The organism is Cobetia sp. MB87 (assembly GCF_011319755.1).
GTDB lineage: Bacteria > Pseudomonadota > Gammaproteobacteria > Pseudomonadales > Halomonadaceae > Cobetia.
Map to the genome: position 1 here is coordinate 421924 of NZ_VFBC01000008.1, position 12332 is coordinate 434255.

The 12332-nt window shown below is 64.7% G+C and carries 9 protein-coding genes; 2 read left to right on the forward strand and 7 right to left on the reverse strand.

Translation table 11 applies throughout. From position 1 onward, the window contains the following. Positions 1-65: 65 nt before the first annotated feature. From CDPAHKCJ_RS11240 to CDPAHKCJ_RS11270, 7 genes are all read right to left on the reverse strand, one after another. Entirely contained in the window at positions 66-1256 is a 1191-nt protein-coding gene (locus CDPAHKCJ_RS11240) for a TIGR01620 family protein (RefSeq protein WP_240916765.1), read from the reverse strand. After that, positions 1253-2740 carry a YcjX family protein gene (locus tag CDPAHKCJ_RS11245; RefSeq protein ID WP_240916766.1) on the reverse strand — a complete coding sequence of 496 codons (1488 nt, stop codon included), beginning with the start codon at positions 2738-2740 and terminating at the stop codon, positions 1253-1255. Before CDPAHKCJ_RS11245 ends, CDPAHKCJ_RS11240 begins: the two co-directional genes overlap by 4 nt. A 115-nt stretch (positions 2741-2855) precedes the next feature. Next, on the reverse strand, positions 2856-4061 hold the full coding sequence (locus tag CDPAHKCJ_RS11250; RefSeq protein ID WP_166019921.1) for an MFS transporter: 1206 nt from the start codon (positions 4059-4061) through the stop codon (positions 2856-2858). A 166-nt stretch (positions 4062-4227) separates the two neighbouring features. Continuing rightward, the gene (locus CDPAHKCJ_RS11255; RefSeq protein ID WP_166019844.1) at positions 4228-5064 is read right to left on the reverse strand and encodes a DUF2927 domain-containing protein; all 837 of its coding nucleotides are present in this window, start codon (positions 5062-5064) and stop codon (positions 4228-4230) included. Between the two features lie 158 nt (positions 5065-5222). Beyond that, complete coding sequence (locus CDPAHKCJ_RS11260; protein ID WP_136938999.1) at positions 5223-6815, reverse strand: solute:sodium symporter family transporter; 1593 nt, start codon at positions 6813-6815, stop codon at positions 5223-5225. Between the two features lie 515 nt (positions 6816-7330). Then, positions 7331-8926 (reverse strand): solute:sodium symporter family transporter, encoded by a 1596-nt coding sequence (locus tag CDPAHKCJ_RS11265; RefSeq protein WP_166019845.1) that lies wholly within the window; start codon positions 8924-8926, stop codon positions 7331-7333. 376 nt (positions 8927-9302) lie between these two features. Then, positions 9303-11012: an alkaline phosphatase D family protein gene (locus tag CDPAHKCJ_RS11270; protein ID WP_240916767.1), complete on the reverse strand. Its 1710-nt coding sequence runs from the start codon at positions 11010-11012 to the stop codon at positions 9303-9305. 235 nt (positions 11013-11247) lie between these two features. Here CDPAHKCJ_RS11270 and CDPAHKCJ_RS11275 point away from each other — a divergent pair, with 235 nt between their 5' ends. Then, the gene (locus CDPAHKCJ_RS11275) at positions 11248-11853 is read left to right on the forward strand and encodes a DUF924 family protein (RefSeq protein ID WP_166019846.1); all 606 of its coding nucleotides are present in this window, start codon (positions 11248-11250) and stop codon (positions 11851-11853) included. Between the two features lie 98 nt (positions 11854-11951). After that, positions 11952-12197: a GlsB/YeaQ/YmgE family stress response membrane protein gene (locus CDPAHKCJ_RS11280; protein ID WP_043333988.1), complete on the forward strand. Its 246-nt coding sequence runs from the start codon at positions 11952-11954 to the stop codon at positions 12195-12197. Positions 12198-12332 lie beyond the last annotated feature (135 nt).

A 12332-nucleotide genomic window follows, 5' to 3' on the forward strand; every position in this document is an offset into this window, starting at 1 on the left:
AATGGCCAGCTATCAGAGGCGCGCGTCTTGTTTTCAAGGTAGTGGCAGGGGAGGTCGCGGCCTGCTCAGGACGCCTCGTCCTCGCCCTTGTCGGCCTTGCGCATGCGCGAGAACAACTCCGCGCGCAGCTCACCGATGCGCGGTACCTCCTCGGCATGGAAGGGGATGGGGCGCAGCAGGCGCATGGCGCGCAGGCCGAGGCGTGCGTTCATCAGGCCACTGCCCAGCCCCTGACCGGCCTTGGTGGAGAGACGGCCGGCCAGATTCATCGACAGCAGGTCCATGCTGGCCTCGGCGGCCAGTTCGCTGGCACCGGCGAAGGCCATCGACGCCAGCACCTCCTTGAATAGCCGCAGGCGGCTGGCGTAGCCCAGCTCCAGCCCGTAGAGGCGCGACAGGCGCTCCATCATGCGCAGTCCGCGCCAGGCCACCAGGCTCATGTCGACCCAGGTCAGCGGCGAGACCGCCACCATTACCGCCGTCTCGCCACTCATGCGCGAGATCAGACGCCGCGCCTCACGGTCCCGCGGCCCGAGCACGTGGAAGGCGAACAGCTCGCGGCGCTCCGACGGGGAGTGATGCGCTTCGCAGGCGGCGCGCCAGGCGCGCACGCCGGCATCATCATCGCCGAGCTTCATCTGACGGCGCAGCTGTTCGAGCAGGTCTTCCTGCTGGCTGTCGGCCTTGCCGCCTGCCTTGCCCGAGTCCTCGTCAGGCGTGGCCAGCGCATCACCGCGCTGGCCAAAGCCTCCTTGACCAAAGCTCTCCGGACCAAAGTCATCTTGCTGATGTTCTTCCAGCTCGGCGCGCAGCGCGACGTGCTTGCGCAGGTGACGCAGACGGAAGAGCTCCTTGCCCAGCGCGCGGGCGCCGATCCCGATGGCGCCAAGGCCCAGCAGGCCCCAGGCGCCGGCGATCAGGTCGCCGCCCATGGCCGCCTGATAGAGCGCATGACCGGCTTCGACACCCCCGAGGGTCAGGGTGCCGAGCAGCAGCCATTTGAGGCCGCGATGACGTGGCTTGGCGCTCAGCGTCGCATCGAGTCCCGGTGTAGCGGGTTCCGGTTCGGCCGCCGCCAGTGGCTGGCTTTCCATCTCCGGCGAGAAGTGACGCGCGCCGCGCAGGGACTCTGCCGTGCTCTCTGCCGCGCTTTCGGTGGGGCGCTCGGCATAAGTGGTCGAGGTGGCATCGGCCTGCGCTGAATTGGGGCTCGTGAAGCGTTTGCCCGGGCGCGGATGGCGGGATTCGGTGGTCATTTCAGGTGGTCTCCCAGCAGCCAGTCGAGCACGGCGTCCATGCGAATGTGAGGTGGTGCCTTGCCGTCGACCTGCGGCGGCGCGAAGTGGGGGAAGTCGAAGCGGCTTTCGGCCCAGAAATTCGGATCGGGCAACCGTGAGGGCACTTCACCCGGGAATAGCAGCACGGACTCGCGGCCAGCGCCTTGCGTGTCTGGGTCGCTCGTCCCTTCGTGCTCGCCGAGCAAGTGTCCCGCCAGTGCCGGATGACGCTGACCGTTCTCGACCACTTCACGCGCCTCGCTGGCGCGGATGGCAGCGATGGTGAAGGCCTTGAGCGGCACATCACGATAGCGCAGGCGCTTGAGCGGGTCCGCCAGCAGCTGCTCGAGCAGATCGCGCATCGCGCCATGTTGCTCCGGCGTGACGTGGTCGGCCTTGGTGGCGGCGATGGCCAGGCGGTCGATGCGGCGGTCCATCAGGCGCGCCAGCAGATGACGGCGGCCATAGGCGAAGCTGTCGAACAGCTTGTCCAGCGCGCGGCTCAGGTCGCGGAACGGCGCCGGGCCGGCATTCAGCGCACCCAGCACGTCGATCAGCACGATCTGGCGGTCAAAGCGCCGGAAGTGGTCGTGATAGAAGGGGCGCACCACGCGGCGGCGATAGTGATCGAAGCGCCGCGCCAGGGTGCGGTACAGGCTGGCTTCCGGCAGGGCGGCCAGCGCATCGGCTGTCCACTCGCCGAGCCCCGGCAGCGGGAAGAACTGCAGCACCGGTGCCTCATCCAGCTCGCCGGGCAGCAGGAAGCGGCCTGGTGTCAGGTCGACGAAGCCCCCCTTGCGGCGTGCGGCGTGCAGATAGTCGGTGTACAGGCTCGCGATCTCGGCGAGGCGGTCTTCATCCACTTCGCTGTCTGGTGTCAGGCCCTCGATGGCCGCCATCCAGTCCTTGGCCCAGTCGCCACGTCCGTCAGCCAGCTGTGTCTCGCATTCGCTGCTCCAGGTGGTGAAGTCCTGTTCCAGCATCGGCAGGTCCAGCAGCCATTCGCCGGGATAGTCGATCAGGTCCAGTGTCAGGGTGGCACGCTGGCTGTCGAGCATGCGGGCGGCGCGTGAGGTGGGGCGAAAGCCGATCTTGAGGCGAAGCTCACTGATGCTGCGGGTCGGCGTCGGCCATTCGGGGCCATACGGCGAATGCTGGCCGGACAGCGAGCGCAAGCCGGCTTCCAGCGGGAAGCGCGGGACGGAGAGGTCCGGCTGGCTGACGCGTTCCGCGCCGAGCAGACGGCCATCGCGGGCGGCAGGCAGCAGTTCCAGGCGCGCGCCGAGTCCGGCATGGCGAAGCTGCTCGATCAGCGAGACGAGAAAGGCGGTCTTGCCGGCACCGGAGAGGCCCGTGACGGCGAGCCGCAGCTGGCGGTCGAGACCGCGTTCCAGCAGGTCATGTGCTTCGCGGCCCACATCGCGGGCAAGCTGGCGGGCGTTGCGGGTCATGGTGTTGAACATCAGGCATTCCCTGTCAGTGGGGGCGAGGCGGCGGCGCGACGTGATGGCGTCCTGGCAGCTGATGATGAGCCGGGTGATGGTCGGGACCTGTCAGCGTGCGCCGCACGGCTCGCCATCAACCCTCTATCTGCGGGCGATCGGCGCGCAAGGCAAGCTGACGCCACGCCAGCAGGGCGATGGGCAACAGGCAGGCGGGGATCAGCAGCAGGTTGAGCAGCGCCCAGCCCAGTGTACTGACCAGGGGGCCGGCCAGCAGCGCCGTCACCGCTCCGGTGGTGAAGACGAGGAACTCGTTGGCGGCCTGGGTGCGGGCCTTCTCGCTGGGGCGATGGCAGTGGGTCAGCAGCGTGGTGGCGGGCAGGAAGGTGAAGTTCCAGCCGATGCCGAGCAGGATGAGACCGAGGAAGAACCCCTGGGTTCCCGTCAGGTAGTCGGCGGCCAGCAGCTGCGCGGTGGCAAGGCTTGCCAGCAGGAAGGCGCAGCCGGTCACGATCATGGTGCCCGCCCCGAAGCGGGCGACCAGCCGCCCGGTGAAGAAGGACGGCAGGAACATCGCCACCACATGCCATTGGATGGTGGTGGCGACGTGATCGAAGCCGTGTCCGGCATGGGCCATGGCCAGTGGCGTGGCCGTCATCGCCAGATTCATCACTCCATAGCCGACCATCGCGCTGAGCACGGCCAGCAGAAAGATTGGCTGACGCAGGATCACGCCCAGTGGACGGGGCGGCGCCACTGCATCATCGCCGACGGTCTGGCCGCTGCCTTCACTGGACAGGCGGATGAAAGCCAGCAAGAGAAGCGCCACCAGATAGAGCGCCCCCAGCCCGATGAAGCTGCCCAGGAAGGGCGTGTCGGCCAGCGCATGACTGGTGCGGGCAAGCCAGGGCCCGAAGAAGGCTGCCAGCACGCCGCCACCCATCACCAGCCCGATGGCGCGCTCCCGCTGCTCCGGGGGCGCAGCTTCCATGGCGGCGAAACGATACAGCTGGCCGAAGCCGATCCCGATACCCACCAGCCAGGTGGAGAACAGGAACAGCCCGAAATGCTGAAGATGCAGCGCCAGCACGGCCAGCCCCGCGCCTGCCAGTCCACACAGATTGCCGAGCACGAAGCCGCGGCGTCGTCCGAGGCGTGCGGTGATCAGCGAGGCAGGGATGGTGGCGCACATCAGGCCCAGCCATTGGGTCGCGACCGGCGCGGTCGACCAGCTGCTCGAGGCAAGCTGGGCACCGATCAGCGGCGAGACCGCGATCAACAGGATGTTGCCGCTGACCAGCAACGCCTGACATAGCGACAACAGCGTGACGGCCAGTGGCAGGCGTGCCCGACCGCCAGTGGAGGGTGAGGATGACATGATGACGCAGCTCCGACGGATTGCGGCGCCCGGTGCGCCTGTCCTGATTATGCCTGTGCTCCGCTCAGGCGTTCCAATCCTCCATCAGGCGTCGAGGAGTCCGGGGCGGGTCGCGTGATGACTAGCATGCCTACTCTCCCGCCCATTCCCGCAGGCTGTCCCGGCGCACGCGGCGAATGGCATGTGACAGCTCGCCCTGCTCGGCAAGTCGCTGGATGACCGCAGGCAGCGCGGCGCGGACCTCATCGGCTGACATGCCGGGGGAGAGCTCAGGGGCATAGAGCATCTTGAGCAGCACGTAATCCAGTGGACTCAGCCAATGATCCACCGTGACGTCGCTGAAGATGGAGGGAAACACCCTGTCCGAATCATTGGGTAGCCCCATCAGCTGGGCGGTCTCCTCGACGACGCAGTCCACCAGGCGCGCCTTCTGGCGGGCGTAGTCGACCGGAATCAGGATCAGCCCACTGGCGATGGCCTGATCGGCCCCGGTCTTGAACAGTGTCAGGCAAACGCCTTCCCGCAGTGCCTTGCGCATGCCCGGTGTGCTGGCCTGCTGCTTGCCGAGGTAGGCGGTGGCCTCGCGCGTCATGTGGTCCCGGGCGATGAAGGCGATGCGCAGATTGGCCTCTCTGGCGGAAGGCACGAAACTCAGCGGTTGGCCGGTGATGGTAGATAGATGACGAAACTGGACCTCGCTCATCTGTCGCTGCAGATGTGAGTCGCCCAGCTGCGAGTCGACCCAGACCTTGATCGGTGCCTGCCAGCGGGTCAGCGAGGCAGGGTCGCCGGGCTGATACTCCCGCTTGAGCGCCACCTCCACGAAGCTGTCCGTCAGCACATCGGCGCGCTGCCAGCGCTCGGCGGCCTGGCTGACCGGCACCGACATCAGTGAGACGAGCAGGGAGACCGACAGTGACAGCGCCTTGAGGCGCGGAAGACAGCTACGAAGGCGGTAGCGGGACATGGAATACCTCGGTGATTAGCGACTCGTCCAGCATGCCTGAAAGCGGTGCAGCAAATGCACAAATGCACGAATGCCCCGCCTGTCCGGGGAGACAGGGCGGGGCATTCGTGTCATGGCGGATATGCTGCTCGCAGGGGCGAGTCAGCAAACGGCGTCGGTCAGATGAAGGCCAGATAGATGGCGATCACCAGCACGACCAGCAGCAGCGCGCAGACCTTGGCACCTTTCCAGGGCGTCATGTCGATGGCGCCGACATCCTGCTGGATCCACGGCTCGTCACGCGGTGCCAGCTTGCCGATGATCAACATCATCGCGATCAGCAGCACGAACACCAGGCCGACGAAGTGGAACTCGTGGATCACGTCGAGCACACCGGAGAAGGCCGGCACGAAGTAGACCACGCCAATCACGCTGCAACCGATCAACAGCGCCAGATTGGCGGCGATGGTCGGCACGCGACGCGTCAGCAGCCCCATCAGCACCACGGCGAAGATCGGGATGAAGTAGATGGCATTCATCTTCTGCAGGTAACCGAACAGACTTTCCTGTCCCGCCAGCAGCGGCGCGAGGGTCATGGAGGCGATCGCCAGCACCCAGCCGAAGCCCTTGGAGACCTTGACCACTTCCTCGTCGCTGGCATCGCGTCGCAGATGCGCCTTGTAGATGCCGGTGGAGAACAGCGTGGTGGTGGCGTTCAGCGCCGAGTTGAAGGACGACAGGATCGCACCGACCATCGCGGCGGCGAAGAAGCCGGTCAGCGGCGCTGGTAGCACATCGAACACCAGCTGGCCGTAAGCGCTGTCCGCCTTGACGCCGGAAGAGGCATACAGGTGATAGGCGATGATGCCGGGAATCACCAGATACAGCGGGCCCAGCAGCTTGAGCGCGCCGGTCAGCAGCACGCCTTTCTGGCCCTCGGCGAGGGTCTTGGCGGCGAAGGTGCGCTGGATGATCTGCTGGTTGGTACACCAGTAGAAGAAGTTGATGATCATCACGCCGGTGAACAGGGTCGAGAAGGGCACCGACTGGTCTTCACTGCCCATGGAATTGAATTTCTCCGGATTGGCGGCGGTCAGCGTGTCCCAGCCAGCCATCACGCCCTGGCCGTCGCTCACGGCATCGAGGCCGAACCAGACGATCAGCATGCCGCCGATCAACAGGCCCACGCCGTTCAAGGTGTCGGAGATGGCGATGGAGCGCATGCCGCCGAACAGGGCATAGATGGCACCGATGATGCCGACCACCCAGATGGTCATCCACAGCAGTGCATTGGGCGAGCTGATACCGGTCAGCGAAGGCAGGTCCAGCATGCCCTGCAGGCCGATGGCACCGGAGTAGAGAATGATCGGCAGCAGGATCACCGCGTAGGCGAACAGAAAGATCAGGTTGGTGATCAGCTCGGTGCTGCGCCCGTAACGCAAGGCCAGCAGCTCGGGCAGGGTGGTGATGCCGCTCTTGAGGAAGCGTGGCAGGAAGAACAGCGCCATGACCACCATCGCCAGCACCGCCATGACCTCCCAGGCCATCACCGACAGACCATCGGTGAAGGCGGCGCCATTCAGGCCGACCATCTGTTCGGTGGACAGGTTGGTCATCAACAGTGAACCCGCGATCAGCGGGAAGGTCAGACTGCGTCCGGCGAGGAAATAGCCGGTGGAATGCGAGGTGTCATCGCGATGTGTCCACCACCAGGTCAAGGCGGCGACCAGGCCGGTAAAGAACACGAAAGAAACAAGTGTCAGGGCATGCATGGGGGAGGATTCCTTTAGGCGTGCGGCGACGAATCATGAGGCGGTGGGCAGGTGACCCGGGTGGCGATTCGACGCCGATCCAGCCGTGGCGATGCAATGCACACAGCAAGCTGTGTCATCGTCCGTGAAGAGACTCACCGGTAACATTCACGGCAAGACTGGCGATAGTGTAGGTATCTCCCGATTTCCTGCTATCCGCCATTTGTAGAACATACGTTGGTTTTGAGGTGCAGCTGGCGTCGACTGAGCGTTGAGAATGAACAGGCGGTCATTGCTTCTCAGTCTCTGGTATCAGGCCTTGATCGCAGTGTCGTAACAAGACGCATGTCGCGACTTTCATCGCGCATTGCGGGTCATCCTTGATGCTCGATCAGAGACGCCAGCGCCCCGCCATCGGTAAGGATGACGAGGCGCTGGCGTGCTCGTGTCATACGCTCATGTCGTGCGCTTATGTCATAAGGTCATGGCGATGACGATGACAAGTGGCGTGCAGTCGCGCTGGGCGAGTGGGGCGATCAGCCGGCGAAGGCCAGATAGATCGCCATCACCAGCACCAGCAGCACGATGCTGGCGATACGCGTGCCAGCCCAGGGGGTCATGTCGATGGCACCGACGTCCTGCTGGATCCAGGGTTCGGCGCGCGGTGACAGCTTGCCGATCACCAGCATCATGACGATCAACAGCACCAGCACGATGGCGATGAAGTGGAAGTTGTGCACCCGATCGACCAGCTCGGAAAGCGTCGGCACGAAGTAGAACAGGCCGATGACCGCGCAGCCGAGCACCAGTGCCAGATTGGCGGCGATGGCCGGCACGCGCCTGGACATCAGTCCCACCACGATCACCGCCAGCAGCGGGATGTAGTAGATGGAGTTCACCTTCTGCACGTAGACGAACAGGCTTTCCTGGGTCGCCAGCAGCGGCGCGATGGCCATCGCGGCGGCGGCCATGATCCAACCGGCCCACTTGGACGCCTTGACCACCTCTTCATCGCTGGCTTGCGGCTTGAGACGCGCCTTGTAGACATCGAGACTGAACAGCGTGGCGGTGGAATTGAGCGCCGAGTTGAAGGACGACAGGATCGCGCCGACCATCGCCGCGGCGAAGAAGCCGGTCAGCGGTGCGGGCAGCACATCGAAAACCAGCCGGCCATAGGCGGCGTCGGCCTTGATGCCATCACCGGCGTAGAGCTGGAAGGCGATGATGCCCGGCAGCACCAGATACAGCGGCCCCAGCAGCTTGAGAGCACCGGTCAGCAGTACGCCCTTCTGGCCCTCGGCCAATGTCTTGGCGGCGAAGGTACGCTGGATGATCTGCTGGTTGGTGCACCAGTAGAACATGTTGAGCAGCAGCACCCCGGTGAACAGGGTCGAGACCGGTACTGACTGGTCATCCCCGCCCAGCGAATTGAGCTTCTCCGGGTGGGTCTCCTTGAGCGTCTCCCAGCCGGCGAGAATGCCATTGCCGTCACCGACACGGTCCAGCCCGTAGTAGACGATGATCATGCCGCCGATCAGCAGACCGATGCCGTTCAGGGTGTCGGAGATGGCGATGGAGCGCAGGCCACCGAAGAGGGCATAGATGGCGCCGGCGATACCGACGGCGATCACGGTGCCGGTCAGCAGTACCATCTGCGAGTCGATGCCGGTCAGGGCACGCAGGTCGAGCACGCCCATCAGGCCGAGGGCGCCGGAGTAGAGAATGCTGGGCAGCAGGATGATGGCGTAGGCCAGCATGAAGATCAGGTTGGCCAGCAGCTGGGTGGTGCGATCGAAGCGCAGCGCCAGCAATTCCGGCAGGGTGGTGATACCGCTCTTGAGGAAGCGTGGCAGGAAGAACATGGCCATCGCGACCAGCGAGACCACGGCCACCACTTCCCAGGCCATCACGGAGAGGCCGTCGGTGAAGGCGGCGCCGTTGAGGCCCACCATCTGCTCGGTGGAGAGATTGGTCATCAGCAGGGAGCCTGCGATGATCGGGAAGGTCAGACTGCGCCCGGCAAGGAAATAGCCGGTGGAATGTTGATGGTCGTCACGACGGGTCAGCCACCAGGTGATCACGGCGACCAGCCCCGTGAAGAACACGAAGGAGCTCAGGGTGAGGGCGTTCATGGCGTTATCCTTGTTGAACAACAGGGCTCGGAGGCCTGCCTGCTCAGCTGCCCATCGTCTGCAGAACATGCCTCACCGTTGGCGCGCGGTACCACGAGACACGCTGTCAGCGACCGACATCTAGCGTGCCGATCAGTGTCAAAGAAATGCCTGACCCTCACCATTGATAATTTGTCTGACATTTTTCTGCAATTGTCTGATTCGTGCAGACATAGCCCGCTAGCGGCTGTCGACCTGTCGCCATGACCAGAACGCCCCGCCTCTTGCATGTCGGTCGACAGCAGGAGGCGGGGCGTTGTCGTTGTCAGAAGCTGGTATCGGAAGCCGCCAGTCAGCAGCGAGTTTCAGAAACGGGTGTCAGAAACAACAATTACTGTCAGGCGCTGGCGACGGCGGGGGTCAGCACCTGCTGGTAGAGCGAGGCGCCGTGGATGTCCTTCAGCGTCACGGTCAGCGCTTCGCTCTCGGGATCGAGATCCACCTGGCCGAAGAACTGGAAACCCTCGCTGGGCGACATGTTGGCCCGCCCCTCAGGCGGGGCCTTCACGAATTCGAGTCTCGGCCCGAAGGTGTTGTCCAGCTCACCGGGGCCGTAGGTGCCGGCATGGATCGGCCCGCTGACGAATTCCCAGAACGGCGTGAACTCCTTGAACACGGCGCGCTCGGGCGAGTAGTGGTGCGCGGCGGTGTAGTGCACATCGGCGGTCAGCCAGACCAGATTCTGGATGTCGTGATCGCGCACGAACTTGAGCAGTTCGGCAATCTCCTGCTCGCGCCCCAGCGCCTCACCATCGCCATTGGCGCCATTCTCGAAATTGTCGCCGTCACGTACCAGCAGCCCGATCGGCATGTCGGAGGCGATGATCTTCCAGGTGGCGGTGCTGGCCTTGAGCGACTGCTTGAGCCAGGTGAGCTGATCGCGCCCCAGGAAGTCGGTCTCGGGGCCACGCCCGGACTGGCGATTGGCGGAATTGGGGCCGCGGAAGGTACGCATGTCGAGCATGAACATCTCGAGCCCCGGGCCGAAGCTGAAGTTGCGGTGGATGCGTTCCGGCGCGGCAGGGCCGGTACGCAGTGGCATGTTCTCGAGGAAGGCACGACGCGCATTGGCGGACAGCACGTCGAGATTCTTCTCGGTGTAACGGTCATCCTCGAGAATCTCGCCCGGATACCAGTTGTTGGTGGTCTCGTGGTCATCCCATTGGGCGAACATCGGCACTTCGGCATTGAAGCGGCGCAGGTTCTCATCCATCAGGTTGTAGGCGTACTGACCGCGATACTCGTCCAGGGTCTCGGCGACCTTGGACTTGGCCGGCGTGACGATATTGCGCCACAGGCTGCCGTCATGCTGGGTGACGCTCTCCTCGATCGGGCCATCGGCGTAGATGGTGTCACCGGAGTGGAGGAAGAAGTCCGGCTGGACCTGACGCATGGTCTCGTAGAGGCGCAGGCCGCCGAAGTCCGGATTGATGCCCCAGCCCTGGCCGACGGTGTCGCCGGACCATACGAAGCGCAAGGCGCGCGGTCGCTGGGCACTGGGCGGCAGTACCAGGCGTCCGGCGGTCGCCTCGCTGATGGCACGATGGTCGTCCAGCGCCGCGTAGCGTACCCGGTAGAAGACCTCGCCCTTGGCATTGGCTCGGGAGTTGATGCGGGTCAGGTCCAGCTTGCTGGTCAGGCCGTCCGTCGGCAGTGCCACCGGGCCGCGTACCTGGAAGGCGCCGCGCATCTCGATGTTGTCGGCCAGCTCGATCAGCATGCGGGCCGGCTTGTCGGTCTGGCTCCACAGCATGGCGCGGCTGGCGGTCACGTCGCCACTCATCACGCCGGAAGGCATTCGTGGGCGACGTCCTTCCGCCATTACGATGGCCGGTGCGCCCAGCAGGCCTGAGCTTGCCAGCAGGCCCACGCCGGCACCCTGCAGGCCACGGCTCAGCAGACGTCGGCGGTCCATTCGCGAAGGTGCGCCGGCGCGTGCGGCATGCGAGTCACCGGGGCTCGCGTTCGCGTCGTCCTGCGAGGTGGGCGAGGCAGGTGTCGTGCGCGAGGAGCGGGAAGGTAGCAGATCAGACAGACGGCGGGACATGAAGGGCTTCCTTGTTACGGTCTGGCATCAGGATGGCAGCGGCGGCGAAGGTGCCGCGATGGCTGACAGGGCTCACGGGAGAGGCTACTTTCCACGCTCATGATGACGATCAGGTGTCAGAACCATGATCGCCCCGAGGCGATCGGTGCCTGTCGCCGGGCGCGGCTGCGCGATGGAGTGTGTGCAGCAGTGTCATTCCGTGCCTTTCTTCCGACCTCCCATCAGGACACCCTCCATGCCCCCCTCAACCCCCTCGGATTCCCCGCAACCTGATGCCGCCAGGCTGATCGCGGATAGCCATCCCCAGGCACGGCAGGTGCTCGATCATTGGTTCACTCAGCTGACGCCCAAGGACTGGTTTCGCAAGAGCGAGACCCTCGATGCTCAGCTGCGCGAACGATTCGCGGAGCTGCTCGAGCAGGCGCAGGCCTGTGAACTGTGGGAGTGGCGCACCACTCCCGGTGGGCGGCTGGCGGAAATCCTGCTGCTGGACCAGTTCGCGCGCAACATCCATCGCGGTACCCCGCGCGCCTTCAGTGGCGACAATCTGGCACTCGCGCTCTCCCAGCAGGCCGTCGCGCTGGGCGATCTGGACCGCCTTCCGCTGGCCTGGCAACCCTTCGCGATCATGCCGTGGATGCACAGCGAATCGTTGCGCATCCATGAACACGCCGAACACTTGTTCGCACGCCCCGGCCTCGAGGACACCCTGCGCTATGAGCATCTGCATGCGGACATCGTGCGTAGATTCGGCCGCTACCCGCATCGCAACGCGATTCTCGGTCGTGAGTCCACGCCGGAAGAGATCGCCTTCCTGGGCCAGCCCGGCTCTTCATTCTGACGAATGAAAGATCGCCCCCTTTTAATTGTGTGACGTCGTCTCCAAGACTTGTACAGCGGCGCCAAGCGCCTGTACATCAGCATGGAAGGAGACAGCAGATGGGTATCATTCTCGGGTTGATCATCGGTGGTCTGGCCGGCTGGATCGCAGGCAACATCATGCGCGGCGGCAGCTTCGGCATTCTTGGCAACATCGTCGTCGGTGTCGTCGGCGGTCTGCTGGGCAGCGTCATCTTCAAGCTGCTGGGGTTGGCCTCCACCGGCATCATCGGCTCGCTGGTCGTCTCGGTCGTGGGGGCGGTGGTGTTGCTGTGGATCGTCTCGAAGGTCAAGTCCAAGGCCTGACGGCGCGTCATGGAGCTACCGGCAAGCCAGGGTCGGAGGTATTCCATCGAGCAATGTCTGGCATGCAGCAGAAGGGACAGGAGTTCCTTGCGGGTGTCTGGAGGGAGCCATTCGGACACTCGCCCATCAAGGTCG